Source organism: Nesterenkonia populi (assembly GCF_007994735.1).
In the GTDB taxonomy this organism is placed as follows: Bacteria; Actinomycetota; Actinomycetes; order Actinomycetales; family Micrococcaceae; genus Nesterenkonia; species Nesterenkonia populi.
Genome location: NZ_VOIL01000001.1, coordinates 2,096,525 through 2,116,114, shown reverse-complemented (window position 1 = coordinate 2,116,114; position 19,590 = coordinate 2,096,525). Strand labels below are relative to the sequence as shown.

Sequence of the window (19,590 nt, the reverse complement as noted above, 5' to 3'; positions counted from 1 at the left end):
GTCTTGTGTTCAGGTTCGTGCGCCGGCTTGTGGTGGCGGTGATCGTCGTGTTGTTGGCGGCGGTGCCGTTGGGTGTGCCTGCTCATGCTGAGCAGCCTTCGGGGCTTGCGGATCGGGTGAACAGTAATCCGGGGGTGTATTCCATGGCGGCGGGGGAAGCTTATGAGCGGCAGTCGCAGCTCTATGAAGATCTTCTGAGTAACGAGTATGAGCGGGCGGGGTATGACCGTACGGGGATGACTCCGCGCAATGAGGCCACGGTGCGGCAGTGGGCTGGTCAGCGGATGCCGAACGAGAGTAATGGGGATTGGCGTAGGCGCGCTGAGATGAATATGCGTGATCACACCAACACTTCGGCGCGTAGGACGGCTGCCTCGGTCTGGAATCACGCGGCCTCGTCGGGTCGGGTGCCTGGTGGGACGATTCCGAATCCGGGGACGTTGAGTGATCTTGTGGCGCAGTCTCGGGGTGAGGTGGTGCCGGTGAATCCGCGTCCGGCTGCGACTTCGAGTGTGTTGGGTGCTGGTGCTGGTGTGCAGGGTTCGGGGACTGATGTGGTGCCGGTGGACAGGCAGCAGCGCGCGGAGCAGGTGTCGAATAATTCGCGGCAGCGTGGTGGTATTCCGTGGGGTGCTGCGGGTCGTGCTGTTGGTGGTGCCACCGGTGTCGGCAGCGCCTATTTTTTGGGGGCTGGGCTGACTGCGGGGGCTATGGATATGACGGCGGAGTGGTTCGGTTGGGACCCGGAGGGGGCTGTGTGTGGGGGTACGGATAACCAGGTGGTGCATATGTTGGCGGGTCGGTCGTGTGCTGGGTGGGGTGAGGAGAGTTTGCAGGAGCTGACGCCTACGTCGTGGCAGGCGGCTGAGCAGGGGGGTTGGGGTGTTCGTCCGGCGGGTGTGTCGTCGGGCCATAACAATGCTTGGGAAGAGGGAAGGCAGTGCTTTGAGATTTTTGGCCCGCGTTCGCGGGTGAGGGAGTCTTCTGGGCAGATTCCCACCAGTTTGTATTCATCCTCTGGGCTGACGAGTAGCTATTCCATTTTTGAGGATTGTGGTCATGCATACGGGCCGCTGGATAGTTCCGGGGGGCTTATTCATGCTGGCTATCAAACAGGTGATGTGCGGCCGTGGATTCGTGTGGAGATTGATGGTCGGACGGTCACTCTTGAGGCGGAAGAGGTCAACGAGGGGGACGTGGGTGCCCTTGAGCTTGAGACCGTTGTCAGGGATGCGGTGGGCAATGAGATTCGTAGCCAGTACGACGGGGATCGGGCGTTGCCGGGGATGCCTGCGGTGACTGAGGATTTTGGGGTGCCGCACAGTGTGGAGGTGGTGCATCCGGATAGTGGGGAGACGGTTCTTGAGCAGGAGACGTCTCCGGAGTTCCGGGGCTTCGCGGAGTCTCACCCGGAGTGTCTGGATGGGACGTGCAGTTTGGAGCTGATGGAGGCTCAGGAGGATGGTGGCCTGGGGCTGGTGTCTGCGGAGCGCGGCCGCGACTGGACTGAGCGTGTTGAGTCCTTCGATGACTACGCCACCACCGACGGGCTGGTGTGTGTCTATGGCGGTGAGCTGCTGCAGCTCTCGGAGTGCCGTGCGCTGGCGCATGACTACAACGCGGAGCACCAGAATGCCGGGACGGTGAATGTGGACCCGGAGTCCGGGGAATGGTCGGGGGATTACAACAGTCCGTCGTCGTCGGGGTTGGCTGAGGCGGATCGTCAGGCTGAGGCGGATCGGGATTTTGAGGAGGCCCGTGAGCGTGAGTCGGAGGCGATGAACGAGGATGCTGAGGACCGGCAGGATGAGGCGATGAATGCTCAGCAGGGCCAGCCTGGCCAGCTCGAGGGGCCGCAGGCGTTCACGAATCCGTTGGGGGCGCATTTGCCGCAGCAGGGCACCGCCACGGGGACTTCCCCGGCTTGGGCGCAGCCGACGACGATGGAGGCACCGGGGGCGGCTCCTGATCCGGAGGGTGAGCGGGGCTGTGAGTGGGGCGAGATTTCATGGAATCCGGTCTCGTGGGTGCTGGTGCCGGTTCAGTGCGCGTTGGCGTGGGCGTTCGTGCCCTCCTCAGCGTCCACGGAGGTGTCTGTGGGTCAGGGGTTGTCGTCTTGGAACAACAACATCATCGGTTCCACGATCGGGCTCGGCTTCGGTATCGATGGGGTGCTGACCCCGTTTAATCGTGATGCTGGTGGCTGCTCGATGTCGCTGGACCTGGATTTCGGGTTGGCGTCGGTGCCGATTGGGTTGGACTTCTGCGACGGCTGGGGTGAGCGGCTGCGGGAGCTGACCCGGTTGGCCTCGGTGCTGATCGCTTCGGTGTTCAGCTTCTGCGAGACCCGGCGCCGGTTGGCGTCGATGGTCAATTACAACGCCGGGCAGTGCTGATGATTACTGAGTGGTTTATTGAGTTGGCGATGGGCTTTGTCGGCTGGATCGGTGGTCTGCTGCCGGAAGGCTCTCCGGTGGAGGATGTGATGGATGCCCAACAGGGCCTGGTTCCTGAGCTCTTCGAGTTCATGGGGGTCTTGGCCGGGTTCATCCCGTGGATGGTCGTGGTCCCCATCATTTTGATTCCGCTGCTGGTCTGGGTGATCGGTTTTCTGTGGAAGACGGCCCGGACGGTGTTTAGTCATGTTCCCCAAATTGGAGGGTCTGGATAATGTCAGAGTTGGATGAGACTCAGGTGATTGCTCGCCCGGTTGGGCCCGATGCCCCGGCTGAGTCCTCGGCGTCGTTCGATGAGATTGTGTCTTCGGCGCGGCCCCCCTCCGCGCTGCGCGTGGAGAGGGACGCGACCGAAGGCAACGATGATCCGCTGATGACGCCGAAGGCTCTGGAAGGAAAGAAGCTACTCACCAATGGGGTGCGGCGTCGCCGGTCGGTGCCGATCATGGGCTATATCGGTCTCAATGGTCAGGGCAAGACCTTGGCGATGGTCCGCGATACGCTGCCGTCACTGATGATGGGCCGGCGGATTCTCTCCACGGTCACGATCCTGGACCCGGATACCGGTCAGCCGCACCCGCTGTTCGAGCCGTTCGTCTCCTGGGACCAGCTGCACGATTTCCGGGATGGGGATGTGCTGCTTGATGAGGTCACCGGGGCGATGGATTCTGGGGATAGTCTGCCGAAGGATATTCGGCGTCTGCTGCCGCAGATGCGGCGCCGCAATGTGATGATCCGCTGGACCGGCATCGATTGGGACAACAGCAATAAGCGGCTGCGGCAGGTCACTCAGGCGGTGGCCCGGTGTAAGGGGCTGATGAAGAATCACAAGGTGATTCGCCAGCAGATGCAAGCCCACCCGGATGTGGCTCCGATGTGGGCACCGAACCGGCTGTTCGTGGTGAACACCTTCGATGCTCAGGCGATCACCTCGGGGCAGCAGGCCGGTGCCATGGATGAGGATCGTAAGCACGGCCGCAAGGCCCGGATTCTGAATCGGGAGATCTATTGGGGTCCCCGGTCACCGGGGTTCCAGTGCTACGACACCGGGGCCGAGGTAGCCCAGATCACCGCGGACTGCCCGACCTGCGGCGGCAAGATCCCTGAGACCCGATGCAAAGGCCACTAGGCGATGAGGTCGTGGGCTGCGCGTGCGGCTTGCCAGACGGCTTCCTGGTCGACGCCGAGGTAGGTCTCTGTGGTGGCCAGGCTGGCGTGGCCTAGTAGCTCTTGGACTGCGCGCAGGTCGCCGGTCTGGCTGTAGACGCGTGTGGCGAAGCGGTGGCGCAGCATGTGTGCGGTGACTCCGGCCGGGAACGTCTGGCGGATGATTTTGCTGACGCTCGCGCTGCGTAGGTGGTCACTCTGGTAGCCGGGGAAGAGAAAAATCCGCTCGTGATCTTCGAGCGCAATCTTCTGCGCGATGGTCCTGGGCAGAGGTACCCGGCGGGTTTTGTCGCCTTTGCCGGTGATCCGCAGCAGCTTCGTCCCGGTGGCGGTCTCGATCTGGTCAAAGCGCAGTGAGGCTGTTTCGGAGGCTCGTAGGCCGCAGAAGGACATGAGTTCGATGAGTAGGGCGTCGCGGCTGCTGGCGGTGTTCAGGGCTTCGCTGATGAGCTGATCTGCTACCGGCCGCGCCCGGTAGGTCTGACGCATAGGCCGCTTGTATCCGTCGAGCGGGTTGGGCGTCGTGCTGGCCTTCATGAACCGGTTCAGAAGGTTGAACAGTGTTCCCTTCGATCCCGGCGCGTAGCCGGTGAGCAGCTCGGCTACCTGGGCGTGCGTGACCGTCGCCGGCGCGGTGGCTCCGGCCTCCTGCAGCAGCCGGGCGAACCTGGTCAGCACGGATCGCTGCTGAGTTTGCGTGGTGGCAGCGAGTGACGCTGAAGACTCGAAGAAAAGGTTTAGCGCAACTTGCCAATCAGTATTTACCCTCATTGGCCTGGATTATGCGGCGAGTCTATCCAGGCTGTGCAAGGGTAAATTTAAGGTGGAAGTTGAGGGCCTTTGTCCTGAGAAAAGCGATTTGTGGCTCTGAATGCGTCTCAGCCGCTCTGCTCCTCCAGCAGCGCGTCCACGAACGACTCGGTGTCGAACGGCGCCAGATCGTCCGGGCCCTCGCCCAAGCCGATCAGCTTCACCGGCACGCCGAGCTGCTGCTGGATCGCGACGACGATGCCGCCGCGGGCCGTGCCGTCCAGCTTGGTCAGGACAATTCCGGTCACATTGACGACTTCGGAGAAGACCTTCGCCTGTGAGAGGCCGTTCTGGCCGGTGGTGGCATCCAGCACCAGCAGCACCTCGTCCACCGCAGACTTCTTCTCCACCACACGCTTGACCTTGCCCAGCTCGTCCATCAGATTCGCCTTGTTCTGCAGGCGGCCCGCGGTGTCGATCAGCACCGCATCGGCCTCGTCGTCCTGAGCCTTCGCCACCGACTCGAAGGCCACCGACGCCGGGTCCGCGCCCTCCACCTCGGAGGACACCGTCGGCACGCCCACCCGGGCGCCCCAGGTGGTCAGCTGCTCAGCGGCTGCGGCGCGGAACGTGTCCGCCGCGCCCAGCACCACCGAACGCTCCTCAGCCACCAGCACGCGGGCCAGCTTGCCCACTGTGGTCGTCTTGCCGGTGCCGTTGACGCCCACCACCATCACCACAGCCGGGCGCCCCTCAGCGGTGGTGGTCAGCTCGCGGTCGAAGGACGGGTCGATGAGCTTCACCAGCTCCTCGCGCAACAGCTCCCGCACCCGCGCCGGATCCTTGGAGCCCTCCACCTTCACGCGCTCACGCAGGGTCTCCACCAGGCCCATCGCAGCATCAGCGCCCAGGTCCGCGGTGAGAAGAGTCTCCTCAATCTCATCCCATACGTCGTCGTCGATCTCGTCCTGGCTCAGCAGCGCCAGCAGGGTCTTGCCGAAGACGCTGTTGGACCTGACCAGCCGGGCACGCAGCCGCGCCAAGCGCCCCGCGACCGGCTCGGGGGTCTCCAGCTCGGGCTCAGCAGGCGCCTCAGCCTCCGGGGCCTCCTCGACCAGGGTGTCGCCGGCGGGCTCCTCACCCTCCGGAACGTCATCGGCATCCCGCGTAGAGGGGTAGCGCTGCTTCGAGCGGCGGAACAGGTCCGAGCCGCTGACCAGGAAGAACCCGAGCAGGCCGACCAGAAGGACCGCAAGGACAATGAAGGGGATCAGAACAGAAGTTTCCACGCGGTTCAGTGTCGCATAAAGGGCCTCAGCAGACCCCCTCATCCTTCACTCGTCGGCTGCGCCGCTCCCTGCCCGGAATGCCCCGGGCTGTCTGCTCCGAGACCTTCTACCTCTTGAACCGGCGCGACACTTTGTGGGCGGCGGTGCGTGCCCTGCCGGGCAGGGTGCTGAGGAGGGAGGAGTTGGTCTCCTGGGCGAGAACCTCCAGGCGGCGGTGCGCCTCAGCCGACTCCGCAGCGACCTCCTCCAGCCGGCTCTGAAGCTGCGCCGCTATGCTGGCCAGCTCGTCCACCTGCCGCTCACGAGTCTCCAGGCGCGCCCGCAGGTCCGCGGCGGATGCGCTGAGCTCCTCCACCTTCTCCGAACAGAGATTGCCGTGCTCATCCACCCGGTGCGCGGTGCTCTCCAGGTCCGAGCGCATTGCTGCCAGCCGTCCCGGAACCTCCCGCAGCTCGCCGACAGCCGACTGCACGCGGGTCTCCAGCTGCCGGAACTCCACCTCCCGGACCTCATCCAGCCGGTCATAGGCCGTCCGCAGCTCCACCATGAGGTCCTGCTGATGGTGCAGGAGCGAGACGACGACGTCGTGCGCGTTCTCCCCGAGATCCTCCGGGGCTGCCTCCTCGAGAGGCGCTGCCTGCTCAGGCGGCCCTTCCTGCTCAGGCGCGGTGCCGGCGTCGTGCGCCTCAGCGGGGCTCTGGGCACTCTCGGCTTCGGGGTACTGGGGCGAGCTCTGCTGTGTCATGCCGCGTCTCCTCAGTTCTGGCGGTGGGTGCCGTAGATGATGTCGAAGAAGCTCGGAGGGTCTCCGTCCTCGTCCTGCCCGGCCCGTGAGACAGGCTTGGTCGACTTCGGCCGCAGCTCAACCGGCAGTGCTCGGAAGCCGATATGGGAAGGAACCCGCAGGTTCCGCGTGTCGAAGCCGGTCAGCGCCCGCAGCCCGGCGGCGGGGAAATGCTCCAGCTCCTCAACGAAGGAGGCCCGCTGGGCGTATGACGCCGAGCGGGCAGTGTGCGCGCCGGCCAGAGCGATCGACTCCGCCGCTCCCCGCCGCAGCTCCGGGGTCCGCCGGATGCCCGAGGCCGCACGCCGGTGCCCCTGCTCCACAGCGCGCAGCAGGCCCCGATGGGCGGACAGGGCCGCCTGAACCACCCGGGCGTCGTCATTTTGGCTCACATTGATACCCTAGTTGATCGTGTTCAACTCCCTCTCCGACCGCCTCACCGCGACCTTCAAGAACCTCCGCGGCAAAGGGCGGCTCACCGAAGCCGACATCGACGGCACTGCCCGTGAGATTCGCCGCGCCCTGCTCGACGCCGACGTCGCCGTCCCAGTGGTCCGCGAGTTCATCAGACGGGTCAAGGAGCGCGCCCTCGGCGAAGAGGTCTCTCAGGCGCTGAACCCGGGCCAGCAGGTCGTCAAGATCGTCAACGAGGAGCTCGTCGGCATCCTCGGGGGCGAGACGCGCGAGCTGCACTTCGCCAAGCAGCCCCCCACCGTCATCATGCTCGCCGGCCTGCAGGGCGCCGGAAAGACGACCCTCGCCGGCAAGCTCGCCCATCATCTGAAGTCCAAGGGGCACACCCCCATGCTGGTGGCCTGCGACCTGCAGCGTCCCAACGCCGTCCGCCAGCTGCAGATCGGCGGTGAGCGCGCCGGAGTGCCCGTCCACGCCCCTCACCCCGGCGTCTCATCCGAGGCCGAGGTGCCCACGGGCGACCCGGTCGCAGTGGCCCGCGAAGGCGTGGACACCGCCCGCGACAAGCTGCACGACGTCGTCATCATCGACACCGCAGGGCGCCTCGGCGTCGACGCCGAGCTGATGCAGCAGGCCGCAGACATCAAAGCCACCGTCGGCGCCCACGAGACCCTCTTCGTGATCGACTCCATGATCGGTCAGGACGCCGTCAACACCGCCCAGGCCTTCAACGAAGGCGTGGACTTCACCGGCGTGGTCCTCACCAAGCTCGACGGCGACGCCCGCGGCGGCGCCGCCCTGTCCGTGGCCGAGGTGACCGGCAAGCCCGTCATGTACGCCTCCACCGGCGAGAACCTCAAAGACTTCGAGGTCTTCCATCCGGACCGGATGGCCAAGCGCATCCTCGACATGGGCGACATCCTCAGCCTGATCGAGCAGGCCGAAGCCAGCTGGGACAAGGCCGAGGCCGAGAAGATGGCCCAGAAGTTCGCCGATCAGGAGGACTTCACCCTCGAGGACTTCCGCGCCCAGATGCAGCAGCTCAAAAAGATGGGCTCCATGAAGAAGATGCTGGGCATGATGCCCGGCGCCCAGGGGATGCGGCAGCAGCTCGACCAGTTCGACGACAGCCAGATCGACCGCATCGAAGCGATCATCAACTCGATGACCGCCCACGAGCGCAACGCTCCCAAGATCATCAACGGCTCCCGCCGCGCCCGCATCGCCAAGGGCTCCGGGGTCCACGTCTCCGAGGTCAACCAGCTGCTCGAGCGGTTCGGCCAAGCCCAGAAGATGATGAAGAAGATGGCAGGCGGCGGCGGCATGCCGGGTATGCCGCCCGGAATGGGCGGCGGAGCCCCCGGAGGCGGCTCCAAGAAGAAGGCCGCCAAGGGCAAGGGCAAGAAGAAGGCAAAGTCCGGAAACCCCGCCAAGGCTGCCCAGGAGGCCCGCGAGGCTGAGCAGCGCCGCCAGCAGAAGGCCGCCGGCGGCTCAGCCTTCGGCGCCTCCCAGCAGGACGTCAGCCCCGAGGACCTCTCGCTCCCCAAGGGATTCGAGAAGTACCTCAAATAAGGTTCGGCGCTGATCGCCTCAGAAGCCTCGTGCTCTCAAGGGTCATGCCGGCGCAGGGCCGCGCGGAGGCGCGTGTGCCGAACTTGGGAATAGCCGGATGTTCTGACAGAATTGCCCAGTACTTTGCTCGGGAACGGGAGCACCCTCTAATCTCCCGTGACCGGACAATGTCTCCACAGCCGCATCCCGCGCAGCATCCCCACACTGCCAGCGATGCCCGACTGTGACCACCAGACTCAAGGAGCAGCTACACAAGTGGCAGTCAAGATTCGCCTGAAGCGCATGGGCAAAGTCCGTGCACCCCACTACCGGGTCGTCGTCGCCGACTCCCGCACCAAGCGTGACGGTGCGGCCATCGAGCAGATCGGCAAGTACCACCCCACCCAGGAGCCCTCGCTCATCGACATCGACTCTGCGCGTGCTCAGCACTGGCTCTCCGTGGGCGCACAGCCCACCGAGCAGGTGCTGGCCCTGCTGAAGGTCACCGGCGACTGGCAGAAGTTCAAGGGCATCGACGGCGCCGAGGGCACCCTCAGGACCAAGGAGTCCGCCGAGGAGTACAAGGCCCCGGAGAGGGGCTCCGTCATTGTGGAGAACACGGGCAAGGCCGAGAACCCCACCGATGAGGAGGCCCCCGCTGAGGCTCCCGAGGCATCCTCAGAAGAGACCCCGGCCCCCGACGCAGCTGAGGAAGTTGCCGCGGAGAAGGCCGAGTAATCATGTCTGCTGTGATCACTGACGCCGTTGAGCACCTGGTCCGCGGCATCGTCGACTCACCCGACGACGTCGACGTCCGCCAGAAGAACGGTCGCCGCTACGACACCGTCCAGGTCCGGGTCCACCCCGAGGACCTCGGCCGGGTGATCGGCCGGGCGGGGCGCACCGCCAAGGCCCTGCGCGCAGTGGTCTCCGCCCTCCCCGGCGGTCAGGACGTGCGGGTCGACGTCGTCGACACCGACCGCCGCCGCTGACACCCGGCAGGTTCATGGCACAGACTGAATACAGCAGCGACCCGCAGCCGACCCCCCAGGGGAAACGGCTGCGGGTCGCTCGCATCGGCAAGCCCCACGGCGTCCGCGGGGAGACCACCGTGGAGCTGTTCACCGACGATCCCGGCAAGCGGCTCGCCCCAGGCGCCGTGCTCATCCGGGAGCCGGGCAAGCACAGCCAGGACCGGACGACGGCGCAGCTGACCGTTGCCTCCCAGCGGTGGAACAAGAAGATCTGCATGCTCACCTTCGACGAGATTCGGGACCGTGATGCCGCTGAAGCCCTGCGCGGGTCCACTCTCCATGTGCAGATCGTCGAAGAGGGCGAGAGCGAGGGCTGGTACTCCCACGAGCTCGAAGGGCTGACATGCCTCGGGGCTGACGGTCGCGAGTACGGCGTCGTCGCCGAGCTGATCACCGGGCCCGCACAGGACCTGCTTGTGATCAAGACCCCGGAGGGAGAAGAGGCCATGGTGCCGTTCGTCGAGGAGATCGTCCCCGAGGTGGACACCGAGTCCGGCACCATCACCCTCACCCCGCCCGAAGGGCTGCTCTGAGTGCGCATCGACCTGATCTCCATCTTCCCGGAGTTCTTCGACGCCCTCGATCTCTCACTCATCGGCCGGGCGCAGCAGGACGGGCTGCTGGACATCCGGCGCCACCAGCTGCGCGACTACACCGCCGACAAGCACCGCACCGTGGACTCGCCGCCGGTGGCAGGCGGAGCCGGAATGGTCATGAAGCCCGAGCCCTGGGCGCTGGCCCTCGACGAGGTGCTCGCCGCCGACGGAGCGGCCGAGCGTCCCACCCTCATCGTCCCCACCCCCTCCGGAGAGGTCCTCACCCAGCAGGCAGCCCAGGATCTCTCCGGCCACCAGCACCTCGTGTTCGCGCCCGGGCGCTTCGAAGGGATCGACGAGCGGGTCGCCGAATGGGCGGCCGAGCGCTTCGACGTCCGCAGAATGAGCATCGGCGACTACGTGCTCAATGGGGGAGAGGCCGCCGTGATCGTGATGGTCGAGGCCGTCACCCGTCTCATCCCCGGGGTCATCGGCAACGCCGACTCCCTCGCTGAGGAGTCCCACGCCGACGGGCTCCTGGAATACCCCGTCTACACCAAGCCCGCCGAATGGAGAGGCCGCGCCGTGCCCGAGGTGCTGCTCTCCGGCGACCATGCCAAGATCGCGGCCTGGCGCCGTGAGCAGTCCGAGGCCCGAACCCAGCAGGTCCGCCCTGATCTTTGGGAATCCCGCACGGATCTGTGGCACAATTGAGCGCTGTGCCTGCTGGGCGCTGACCTCTGCCATGGGGGAGGGGCGCCGAACAGACAGGCCCCGGAGCGCCGGCACCCTGCCGGACCCGGTCATCAGCTTGAAGACTCGAGACGGAGCGCGCCGCGCTTCCCGTCCCAGGTCCCTGACATCGGGGCGAATGACCTGTGGCATCCCGTCCCAAGGAGAACCAATGCAGAAGCTCGACTTCCTGGACCAGGCAAGCCTGCGCGATGACATCCCGGACTTCGGTCCCGGAGACACCGTCAACGTGCACGTCAACATCGTTGAGGGCAAGAACTCCCGTGTTCAGGTCTTCAAGGGCTACGTGCTCGGCCGCCAGGGCCACGGCATCGGCGAGACCTTCACCGTCCGCAAGATTTCCTTCGGCGTCGGCGTGGAGCGTACCTTCCCGGTGCACTCCCCGGTGATAGAGAAGGTCGAGGTCTCGGCCCTCGGTGACGTCCGCCGCGCCAAGCTGTACTACATGCGTGACCGCCACGGCAAGGCAGCCCGCATCAAGGAGAAGCGTGAGTCCGCCGTGGCCCGCGCCAAGGGGCGGGACGTCGAAGAAACAGTCGTCGAGGCCTAAGCCTCACCGCTGCTTTGATCAGACGTTGGGGGCTGCGGCTGGCCGTTGTGCTGGCCGCAGCCCTTCTCATCTCCACCGGGGTCCGGATCTTCCTGGTGGACATCTACCTGGTCAGCCAGGACTCCATGGATCCCACCCTGGATGACGGCGAACGAGTCGCCGTCGCCAAGCACTACCCCGGCGATGACGGCCCGGAACGGGGAGACGTCATCGTCTTCGACGGCGAGGGCTCCTTCGCTCCTTACCAGGGCCAGCAGTCCGCCCTGAGCCGGCTGGCCCAGCAGGCCGGCCACTGGATCGGGGTCGGCACACCGCCCCAGGTCTTCGTCAAACGCGTCATCGGCACCGGCGGCGACACCGTCGTCTGCTGCGACGGCGACGGCCGGCTCACCGTCAACGGAGAGCCCCTCGACGAGCCCTACCTCCCGGAGGGGGAAGCCCCCTCGCGCATCAGCTTCGAGGCTGAGGTGCCCGAAGGCCGCATGTGGGTGCTGGGGGACAACCGTCCAGAGTCCGTGGACTCCCGTGCCCTGCTGGGGGCGCCCGGCGGCGGTATGATCTCCGAAGACCGCATCATCGGGCAGGTGACCGACGTCGTCTGGCCGCTGTCCGACCGCCGAGGCATCGAGGAGCTCCGTTGACCGACCAGCCTGCTGGGGCGGAGCACCCCGACCGGCGCAGGCGCCACCCGCTGGTGAGCATGCTGATCGAAGCGGCCATCATCATCGGACTGGCGGTACTCATCTCCTTCATCGTCAAGACCTTCCTCCTGCGGGCCTTCTACATCCCCTCTGAGTCCATGGAGCCGGCCCTTGAAGTGGATGACCGCATCGTGGTCAACCTGCTGGCGCCCGGCCCCATGGACCTGGACCGGGGCGACGTCGTCGTCTTCGAAGACACTCGCCAGTGGTGGGGCCCGGACCAGGCGCCCGAGACCAACCCCGCCCAGGACGCGATGATCTTCATCGGCCTCATGCCGGACACCTCCAGCCACTACGTGGTCAAACGGATCGTCGGCCTCGGCGGTGACACCGTGGAGTGCTGCGACGAGCAGGGCCGCATCCTCGTCAACGGCGAGCCCATCGACGAGCCCTACATCAGCCCTGGCCGCAGCCCCAGCGACTCGGAGTTCTCCGTGGAAGTGCCGGAGGACCACGTGTGGCTGCTCGGGGACAATCGCGGAGCCTCCGCGGACTCCCGCGCCCACGTCCACGAGCCCGACGCCGGTGCTGTGCCCGTGGACGACGTGATCGGCCGGCATATGAGCACCGTCTGGCCCTTCAGCCGGTTCGGGGGAGGCGTCTCGGACAACGAGCCGTTCTCCGACGTTCCGGAGCCCGCCGAGGCCTCCCGGGCGGTCGCAGAATGAGCAAAGCTCCGCCCGCCAACGCCACCCTCGCCCCGGAGCTGCAGCTGCACGCCGAGCGGGGCGCCTGCCTGATAGCCGGCATCGACGAGGTCGGCCGCGGCGCACTGGCCGGGCCGGTGACCATCGGTGTGGTCGTCATCAATCTTGCGGAGCTTCCGGCCGAGGTCCTCACTGCGGGGGTGTGGCCCGTGCTGGACGGCGTGCGGGACTCGAAGCTCCTCACTCCGGGGGCACGCACCCGGTGGCAGCCTGCCATCTGCGAGCACACCAGTGCGCACAGCGTCCAGCACCAGGCCGCTGAGCAGATCGATGAGTTCGGCCTCACCTCCGCCCTGGGCGCGGCAGGCCGGGCGGGTCTTGCTGAGGTGGAGCAGCGGCTGGGCCGCAGCGTGGAAGCAGTGCTGCTCGACGGCACTCACGACTGGCTCACCAGCGGCTCAGACGCGCGAGTGAGCACCATGCCGAAGGCCGATCTGAAGAGCCTCACCGTCGCCTGCGCCTCCGTGCTGGCCAAGGTGGAGCGCGACCAGCTGATGCAGCAGCTCGCCGCCGAGCACCCTGCCTTCGGCTGGGACTCCAACAAGGGGTACGGGTCCAGAGCCCACCGGGAGGCGATCCAGACCCAGGGGCCCACGTCTTACCACCGGCAGTCCTGGAACCTCGGCGCCCCGGCACTGCCGGGACTCTAGGCCGGGCTTACTCTTCCACCGCTCCCGTCCAGCTCATTGGGCGCGCCGCTGCCTCCACAGGGGGCTCTGGGGCAAGAATCGTCAGCGCTGTGCGGGCGCAGGCTGTTCTCCAGCGACGGAGAGGAGACCAGATGCGCGCCAAAGACCGCACGGGGCTGGACGGGGAGCAGCGGGCTGCCGAATTCCTGGAGACCAAAGGCCACCGGATCATCGAACGCCGCTGGCGGACCCGGGCAGGAGAGCTTGACCTCATCACCCTCGACGCTGACACTCTGGTCGCTGTGGAGGTCAAGACCCGGCGCGGGCTAGGCTACGGCCACCCGCTGGAGGCCGTGGACCGGCAGAAGCTGCGGCGCCTGCACCGGCTGCTCTCCGAATATGCGGTGACCAGCCGACTGCGGATGCCCCGCCGGGTGGACGCGGTCGGCGTCGTCATGCACCGCCGCGGGACCTCGATCCAGAGCATCGACCACATCCCGGGGGTGGTCTGATGAGCCGGGCGCCAGCTGCCGCCCCGCTGCGGGAGATGGGCAGAGCCCGGGCCGCGGTGCTGATCGGCGCGGAGGGCCACCTCATCGAGGTGGAGGCGGACATCGGCCAGAGCCTTCCGGCATTCGTCCTTCTCGGTCTGCCCGACGCGGCCCTCAGGGAAAGCCAGGACCGGGTCCGTTCGGCGGCGAAGAACGCCGGGCTGGATCTTCCTGCCCGCAAGCTGACCGTGAACCTCTTTCCCGCCTCCCTGCCCAAAGCCGGGTCCGGCCTGGATCTCGCGATCCTGGTCAGCGCGTGGGCCGCAGACGGCAGGGTGACCGGCACCGAACAGGTCCTCTTCCTCGCCGAACTGGGGCTCGACGGGCGGCTTCGGCCTGTCAGAGGAGTGCTGCCGGCCGTCGCAGCCGCCGCCAAAGCTGGGCTCCAGGCCGTGGTCGTCGCACGGGAGAACGCCGCTGAGGCCGCGTTCGTACCAGGGGTGGAGGTGATCTCGGCACGCCACGTCCTCGACGTTGCAGCCGCATTCCGCACCCCTGGCGCTGATGAGATTCCTCTCCGCGGCGACGCCGGCATCATCCGCCATATCGGAGCAGCCGAGCCAACCGACCATGAGTCCACTCATCCGGGACCCGACCTGTCCGACATCCGCGGACAGGCCGAAGCCCGCTTCGCCCTGGAAATGGCAGCCGCAGGGGGCCACAACCTGCTGCTCATCGGAGCGCCCGGGGCCGGCAAGACGATGCTGGCCGAACGGCTGCCCTCCATCCTCCCGCCCCTTCAGGACGAGCAGGCCATGGAGGCCACCGCTATCGCCTCCATCAGCACCAGCGCCCGGGAGCCGCTGACCAGCCTGCAGCGCACCCCGCCCTTCGAGGCCCCGCATCACAGCGCCTCCGCGGCCGCAATCGTCGGCGGGGGCGCCCGCATTCCCAACCCCGGGGCCGTCACCCGGGCCCACCACGGGGTGCTCTTCCTCGACGAGGCCCCCGAGTTCCAGCGGCAGGTCCTCGACTCCCTCCGGCAGCCCCTGGAAACAGGACGGATCAGCCTTCAGCGCTCTGCCGGGCAGGTCACCTATCCCGCTCGGTTCCAGCTCGTGCTCGCAGCGAACCCATGCCCCTGCGGCATGAGCACCGGCAGCGGTCTGCAGTGCACCTGCACCGTGACCCAACGGCGCGGCTACCTCAGCTGCATCTCCGGGCCGCTGCTGGACCGCATCGACCTGCAGATCCACATCGAGCGCCCCCGCTCGGCCTCCCTCGCGCTCGCCGAGCCTGGGGAGACCTCCGGTCAGGTCCTCACCCGGGTGATGCAGGCCCGCGAACGGCAGGCTCATCGACTGGCGCCCTACGGGCTGGCGATGAACAGCCAGGCACCCCTGAAGCTGCTCACCGAAGACCTGAGGCTCCCCAAAACCGTGACAGGCCAGCTAGACGACGCCCTGGACCGAGCCCTGATCTCCCTGCGCGGCTACGTCCGCATTCTCCGGCTCGCCTGGACCCTGACCGACATCGCCGGCAGAGAGCGCCCAGAAGCGGAGGATCTCGACATCGCTGTGCAGCTGCGCCTGAGCACAGGAGCTGCCCGATGAGCACCCAGGACACAGCCGTTCGGACAGCCCGGGCCAGTCTCAGCCGCGTCATCGAGCCAGGAGATCTCCTCGGCTGCCTGACCGTCGCAGAGCTCGGCCCGGAAACCGCCTGGGACCTGATCCGCAGCGGAGGACCGGCTCCGGCAGCCCAGCAGCAGCGCATCGCCGAAGCAGCCGAGCTCGTCGGCCTGGGCCTGCGGCAACGCTCCCTCAGCCACGGCCTGGAGCGATGGCGCACCCGCGCCCCACGAGCCGACGGGGCCCGTGACCTGCACCGCATTCGGCAGCTCGGCGGCGGCCTTCTCATTCCCGAGGACTCCTCGTGGCCCGCCCAGCTGCAGGATCTTCATCCCGCCGGGCCCATCGGACTCTGGTTCCGCACCCGAACGCGAGCAGAGCCCGGCCATGAGCCGATGGCGGAGCTGGCCCAGCGGATGCCCGAAGCCCACCGCGGCTTCGCCGTCGTCGGCGCCCGGGAGATGACCGACTACGGGGGCCGTATCGCCCATGAGCTCGCCCAAGACCTCTCCGGCCACGGCGTCACCATCATCTCCGGCGGCGCCTACGGCATCGACGCCGCCGCTCACCGGGGGGCCCTCCGCGCCGAACAGCCCGAGGAGACACACGTCGCACCCACCATCGCCGTGCTCGCCGGGGGAGCGGATCGCCTCTACCCGGCCGGAAACGAAGAGCTGCTGCGCGCCGTCACGCAGCGAGGAGTCCTTCTCTCCGAGCTGCCGCCCGGCTCCAGCCCCACCCGGCACCGGTTCCTGCACCGGAACCGCATCATCGCCGGACTCTCCGCCGCCAGCGTCGTCGTCGAAGCCCGAGCACGCTCCGGGGCGCTCTCCACCGCCCACCACGCACTCAGCATCGGCCGGCCCGTCGGAGCCTTCCCCGGCAGCGTCCGCTCCGCCGCCTCAGCCGGCACCCACCGGCTCCTGCGCGAAACCCCGGCCCAACTCGTCACTGACCCCGCCGAAGTCATCAGCCTCATCGCCAGCGCCTCAGCTCACCCCACCGACCCACGAGCCCAGCAGCCCGAACTGCCCCTCCGCACGGACGCTGAGAACCCCCTGGACCACATGAGCGAAGCCGACCGCCGCATCTACGACGCCCTCCCCAAACGAGGGCTCACCACCCCCAGCAGACTCACCGACGTCGCAGGCCTGCCGATCCCTCACATCCTCGGCGGCCTGACCCGCCTCGAAGCCAAAAACCTCGCCCGCGCCTCCGGGGGACAATGGGGCCGAGCCGCGTAGAGTAGCCGCCATGGCGCAGGAGCACCCCCAGCCCGACCCGCTCATCGAAGCGTTCGCCGCCCACCTCCAGCACGAACGCGGCCTCTCCGCGCACACCCTGCGCGGCTACACCTCAGACCTCGTGCAGCTCGCCCAGCACACCGGCCCCCTCCGCGCCATCACCCTCAGCGCGCTGCGCACCTGGCTCGCCGCCCTCCACGAAGCCGGCCTTGCCCGCTCCACACTCAACCGCAAGATCGCCTCCGTCCGGGCCTTCACCGCCTGGGCCCACCGCCGAGGACACCTCCCCGAAGACCCAGCCGTACGGCTCAGGAGCGGAAGCCGCGGAACCCGCCTCCCCGAAGTCCTCCAAGCCCGCGACATCGACCAGCTCACCCAAGACCTCGCCGCACACCGCGCCGCCTGGGCCCAGCTCAAAGAGGACAACCCCCACGACTACGCGCTCGCCGCACGCGACGAAGCCATCGTCGAAACCCTCTACGCAGCCGGAATCCGCGTCTCCGAGCTCGCCGGGCTGAACACCACCGACCTCAACCAGTCCCGCCGCACCCTCCGCGTCATCGGCAAAGGCAGCAAGGAGCGCACCGTGCCCTACGGCAAGCCCGCCGCCCAAGCACTGGACCGATGGCTCCATGCCCGGGACCAGCTCGTCGCCCCCGCCTCCGGCGCGGCCCTCTTCCTCGGAGCCCGCGGCGGACGGATCGACGTCCGTGTGGTCCGCAGACTCGTCGACCAGGCGCTCGAGAACCTCGGCACCACCGGAGCCCGCGGCCCCCATGCCATGCGGCACAGCGCCGCCACCCACCTGCTCGACGGCGGCGCCGACCTCCGAGCCGTCCAAGAGCTCCTCGGACACTCCTCCCTGCAGACCACCCAGATCTACACGCACGTCTCCATGGACAAGCTCACCCAGGCCTACGCCCAAGCCCACCCCCGCGCCTAAGCCGATCTGGCTCCGGCCGCAGGCCAGAGAACGCGGCCCTGGGCCGCAGCGCCCCTCGGGCCTCACAGAGCCGCTGCCGGAGGTCCTGACAGCTGTTACGATTGCCTCGAATCCTTCACAGGAAACGCTGTCTGGTCGTAGGGGAAGACGCACCAACAGCAACGTGGAGGATGACATGAACACATACGCAGCAGAAGCGCGGGGTGCCCGTGGTGTGCTTCACATCCACTCAGCCCCCTCTGCGCTGTGCCCACACGTCGAGTGGGCCGTGGCCTCAGTGGTCGACGCCCGTGTCGACTTCGACTGGACCTCACAGCCTGCCGCCCCAGGAAGCCACCGGGCTGAGCTGAGCTGGCAGGGAGCCCAGGGCATGGGCGCCAAGCTCGCCTCCACCCTGCGCAGCCTCTCCCACCTGCGCTTCGAGATCACCGAAGAGCCCTCGCCCGGATGCGACGGCTCCCGCTGGTCCCACACCCCGGACCTCGGCATCTTCCACGCCACGATCGACACCGCCGGCAACATCATGGTCTCCGAGGACCGCATCCGCTACGCCTACGAAACAGGCGCCGGAGACCCCTCCCTGGTGTACCAGGAGCTCTCCCTCGCCCTCGGAGAAGCCTGGGACGAGGAGCTGGAGACCTTCCGCCACGCTGCTCAGGGCGCGCCCGTGCAGTGGCTCTCCCGCGTCGGCTGAGCAGCCCTTTTGTAGATCCTCCACAATTTCTTGTCTAAGGTGGCGGGGTGACCGCCCTGCCAGCCCCCGTCGCCATCTCCGATGAGGCTCTCCGCACCCTGCGCAGCAGCCTCTCGCGGCTGACGACCACCGTCGGAGAGCACCTCGAAGAGGAGCTCTCCTGGTACGCCACCCTCAGCACCGAGGAGCGGGCCTCCCTGCGGCTGATCGCCCAGCGCGGGATCTCCGGTCTCGTCAGCTGGCTCGAGAACCAGGACGCCCGGTCCCTGCCCCTGGTCAACGAGCTGCTCGGCCCCGCCCCCACGGACCTGATGCGGAGCATCTCCCTGCAGCGGGCCCTGCAGCTGATCCGAACCATCGTCGACGCCGTCGAGCAGCGGCTGCCCGCCCTCATGCCGCCGGCCGATCAGCCCCTGGTGCTCGAAGCCGTGCTGCGCTACTCCCGCGAGGTCGCCTTCGCGATCGCCGACGTATACGCCCGCGCGGCCGAATCCCGCGGCGCGTGGGATTCCCGCCTGGAGGCCCTCCTGGTGGACGCCCTGCTTCGCGACGAGCCCGCCGAACAGATCTCATCCCGCGCGGCCGCCGTCGGCTGGCAGTCTCCGGCCGGCGTCAGCGTCGTCGTCGGTGAGGCGCCCCTCGAAGCGGACACCGTGTTCATCTCCAACCTGCGCCGCCAGTGCATTCGCTTCGCCGTCGACGCCGTCGTAGGCGTGCAGGGGCAGCGGCTCATCCTGCTCCTCGGCGGGACGGCGGACCTCGCCGGCGGACTGGACCGGATCGAATCCCACTTCGGCGAGGGGCCCATCGTCCACGCCCACCACGACGGGGCCATCGCTGAGGCCGCCGGAGCAGCAACCTCAGCATTCAGCGGCTACAGCGCGGCGCCCGCCTGGTCCCAGGCGCCCCGCCCCGTCGCTGCCGAGGACCTGCTGCCCGAACGCGCCCTGGCCGGCGACGCCGCCGCGAAGGACACTCTGGTCACCCGCATCCACAGAGTGCTGGCGGGTGCGGGCCACAGCCTCCTGGAGACCGTGCAGGCCTATGTGGAGGGCGGGCACAGCCTGGAGGCCACCGCCCGGGAGCTCTACGTGCACACCAACACCGTCCGGTACCGGCTCAAGCGCGTCACCGAGGTCACCGGATGGGATCCCATGGAGCCGCGCGACGCCTACGTGCTGCAGACCGCCCTGGCACTGGGGCGGCTCTAGACGTGCCCGCCCGCGCGAGGCCAGCCGCCAGTTCTGTAGGATTCCTACAACCCTT

Annotated in this window: 22 protein-coding genes; 18 read left to right on the top strand and 4 right to left on the bottom strand. The window is 67.6% G+C overall.

Features of this window, described 5'->3' with window-relative positions; translation table 11 throughout:
- Positions 1-1,139 precede the first annotated feature (1,139 nt).
- The 3 genes from FWJ47_RS09825 to FWJ47_RS09815 are packed head-to-tail and all read left to right on the top strand — an operon-like array spanning position 1,140 to position 3,585.
- Positions 1,140-2,396: a hypothetical protein gene (locus FWJ47_RS09825; RefSeq protein WP_147107541.1), complete on the top strand. Its 1,257-nt coding sequence runs from the start codon at positions 1,140-1,142 to the stop codon at positions 2,394-2,396.
- Entirely contained in the window at positions 2,390-2,671 is a 282-nt protein-coding gene (locus FWJ47_RS09820; protein ID WP_147107538.1) for a hypothetical protein, read from the top strand. The genes FWJ47_RS09825 and FWJ47_RS09820 overlap by 7 nt, the downstream gene beginning before the upstream one ends.
- 8 nt (positions 2,672-2,679) lie before the next feature.
- Positions 2,680-3,585, top strand: a complete 906-nt coding sequence (locus FWJ47_RS09815; protein WP_147107535.1) for a hypothetical protein — start codon at positions 2,680-2,682, stop codon at positions 3,583-3,585.
- Here the strand turns inward: FWJ47_RS09815 and FWJ47_RS09810 are convergent.
- The 4 genes from FWJ47_RS09810 to FWJ47_RS09795 form a co-directional block, all read right to left on the bottom strand.
- Positions 3,582-4,301, bottom strand: coding sequence for a tyrosine-type recombinase/integrase (locus FWJ47_RS09810; RefSeq protein ID WP_170228547.1), 720 nt, complete (start codon positions 4,299-4,301; stop codon positions 3,582-3,584). The genes FWJ47_RS09815 and FWJ47_RS09810 overlap by 4 nt on opposite strands.
- 200 nt (positions 4,302-4,501) lie before the next feature.
- On the bottom strand, positions 4,502-5,662 hold the full coding sequence (gene ftsY / locus FWJ47_RS09805; RefSeq protein ID WP_246126258.1) for a signal recognition particle-docking protein FtsY: 1,161 nt from the start codon (positions 5,660-5,662) through the stop codon (positions 4,502-4,504).
- A gap of 106 nt (positions 5,663-5,768) precedes the next feature.
- Complete coding sequence (locus FWJ47_RS09800; protein ID WP_147107526.1) at positions 5,769-6,407, bottom strand: hypothetical protein; 639 nt, start codon at positions 6,405-6,407, stop codon at positions 5,769-5,771.
- 11 nt (positions 6,408-6,418) lie between these two features.
- Complete coding sequence (locus tag FWJ47_RS09795) at positions 6,419-6,838, bottom strand: hypothetical protein (protein WP_147107524.1); 420 nt, start codon at positions 6,836-6,838, stop codon at positions 6,419-6,421.
- Positions 6,839-6,857: 19 nt separating this feature from the next.
- Between FWJ47_RS09795 and ffh the strand changes: the two genes are divergently transcribed.
- The 15 genes from ffh to FWJ47_RS09720 all read left to right on the top strand — a co-directional run bounded on the left by ffh (position 6,858) and on the right by FWJ47_RS09720 (position 19,535).
- Entirely contained in the window at positions 6,858-8,432 is a 1,575-nt protein-coding gene (ffh, locus tag FWJ47_RS09790) for a signal recognition particle protein (RefSeq protein WP_147107521.1), read from the top strand.
- A gap of 255 nt (positions 8,433-8,687) precedes the next feature.
- Entirely contained in the window at positions 8,688-9,149 is a 462-nt protein-coding gene (rpsP, locus tag FWJ47_RS09785) for a 30S ribosomal protein S16 (protein ID WP_147107518.1), read from the top strand.
- 11 nt (positions 9,150-9,160) lie between these two features.
- Positions 9,161-9,403, top strand: a complete 243-nt coding sequence (locus tag FWJ47_RS09780; protein WP_147109309.1) for an RNA-binding protein — start codon at positions 9,161-9,163, stop codon at positions 9,401-9,403.
- Positions 9,404-9,417: 14 nt separating this feature from the next.
- A complete protein-coding gene (gene rimM, locus FWJ47_RS09775; protein WP_147107515.1) occupies positions 9,418-9,978 on the top strand; it encodes a ribosome maturation factor RimM in 561 nt (186 codons plus the stop codon).
- Positions 9,979-10,695, top strand: a complete 717-nt coding sequence (trmD, locus tag FWJ47_RS09770) for a tRNA (guanosine(37)-N1)-methyltransferase TrmD (RefSeq protein WP_147107511.1) — start codon at positions 9,979-9,981, stop codon at positions 10,693-10,695.
- A 190-nt stretch (positions 10,696-10,885) separates the two neighbouring features.
- Complete coding sequence (gene rplS, locus FWJ47_RS09765) at positions 10,886-11,284, top strand: 50S ribosomal protein L19 (RefSeq protein WP_147107508.1); 399 nt, start codon at positions 10,886-10,888, stop codon at positions 11,282-11,284.
- Between the two features lie 14 nt (positions 11,285-11,298).
- Positions 11,299-11,925 carry a signal peptidase I gene (gene lepB / locus FWJ47_RS09760; protein WP_246126257.1) on the top strand — a complete coding sequence of 209 codons (627 nt, stop codon included), beginning with the start codon at positions 11,299-11,301 and terminating at the stop codon, positions 11,923-11,925.
- On the top strand, positions 11,922-12,653 hold the full coding sequence (lepB, locus tag FWJ47_RS09755; RefSeq protein ID WP_246126256.1) for a signal peptidase I: 732 nt from the start codon (positions 11,922-11,924) through the stop codon (positions 12,651-12,653). The genes lepB (FWJ47_RS09760) and lepB (FWJ47_RS09755) overlap by 4 nt, the downstream gene beginning before the upstream one ends.
- Positions 12,650-13,342 (top strand): ribonuclease HII, encoded by a 693-nt coding sequence (locus FWJ47_RS09750; RefSeq protein ID WP_147107505.1) that lies wholly within the window; start codon positions 12,650-12,652, stop codon positions 13,340-13,342. Before lepB (FWJ47_RS09755) ends, FWJ47_RS09750 begins: the two co-directional genes overlap by 4 nt.
- A gap of 131 nt (positions 13,343-13,473) precedes the next feature.
- Positions 13,474-13,833, top strand: coding sequence for a YraN family protein (locus FWJ47_RS09745; protein ID WP_147107502.1), 360 nt, complete (start codon positions 13,474-13,476; stop codon positions 13,831-13,833).
- On the top strand, positions 13,833-15,425 hold the full coding sequence (locus FWJ47_RS09740) for a YifB family Mg chelatase-like AAA ATPase (RefSeq protein ID WP_246126254.1): 1,593 nt from the start codon (positions 13,833-13,835) through the stop codon (positions 15,423-15,425). Before FWJ47_RS09745 ends, FWJ47_RS09740 begins: the two co-directional genes overlap by 1 nt.
- Positions 15,422-16,687: a DNA-processing protein DprA gene (locus FWJ47_RS09735; RefSeq protein ID WP_147107497.1), complete on the top strand. Its 1,266-nt coding sequence runs from the start codon at positions 15,422-15,424 to the stop codon at positions 16,685-16,687. The genes FWJ47_RS09740 and FWJ47_RS09735 overlap by 4 nt, the downstream gene beginning before the upstream one ends.
- 10 nt (positions 16,688-16,697) lie before the next feature.
- The gene (locus FWJ47_RS09730) at positions 16,698-17,630 is read left to right on the top strand and encodes a tyrosine recombinase XerC (protein WP_147107494.1); all 933 of its coding nucleotides are present in this window, start codon (positions 16,698-16,700) and stop codon (positions 17,628-17,630) included.
- A gap of 175 nt (positions 17,631-17,805) precedes the next feature.
- Entirely contained in the window at positions 17,806-18,324 is a 519-nt protein-coding gene (locus tag FWJ47_RS09725) for a DUF3145 domain-containing protein (RefSeq protein ID WP_147107491.1), read from the top strand.
- Positions 18,325-18,371: 47 nt separating this feature from the next.
- Positions 18,372-19,535, top strand: coding sequence for a PucR family transcriptional regulator (locus tag FWJ47_RS09720; RefSeq protein WP_147107487.1), 1,164 nt, complete (start codon positions 18,372-18,374; stop codon positions 19,533-19,535).
- The last annotated feature ends 55 nt before the right edge of the window (positions 19,536-19,590 follow it).

What these genes read in the sequence shown, in the direction of transcription:
- FWJ47_RS09745 (WP_147107502.1), top strand. Translation starts at nt 13,474, where the DNA reads ATGCGCGCCAAAGACCGCACGGGGCTGGACGGGGAGCAGCGGGCTGCC.
- FWJ47_RS09800 (WP_147107526.1), bottom strand. Translation starts at nt 6,407, where the DNA reads ATGACACAGCAGAGCTCGCCCCAGTACCCCGAAGCCGAGAGTGCCCAG.
- FWJ47_RS09750 (WP_147107505.1), top strand. Translation starts at nt 12,650, where the DNA reads ATGAGCAAAGCTCCGCCCGCCAACGCCACCCTCGCCCCGGAGCTGCAG.
- rplS (WP_147107508.1), top strand. Translation starts at nt 10,886, where the DNA reads ATGCAGAAGCTCGACTTCCTGGACCAGGCAAGCCTGCGCGATGACATC.
- FWJ47_RS09730 (WP_147107494.1), top strand. Translation starts at nt 16,698, where the DNA reads ATGGCGCAGGAGCACCCCCAGCCCGACCCGCTCATCGAAGCGTTCGCC.
- FWJ47_RS09735 (WP_147107497.1), top strand. Translation starts at nt 15,422, where the DNA reads ATGAGCACCCAGGACACAGCCGTTCGGACAGCCCGGGCCAGTCTCAGC.
- rimM (WP_147107515.1), top strand. Translation starts at nt 9,418, where the DNA reads ATGGCACAGACTGAATACAGCAGCGACCCGCAGCCGACCCCCCAGGGG.
- FWJ47_RS09740 (WP_246126254.1), top strand. Translation starts at nt 13,833, where the DNA reads ATGAGCCGGGCGCCAGCTGCCGCCCCGCTGCGGGAGATGGGCAGAGCC.
- FWJ47_RS09725 (WP_147107491.1), top strand. Translation starts at nt 17,806, where the DNA reads ATGAACACATACGCAGCAGAAGCGCGGGGTGCCCGTGGTGTGCTTCAC.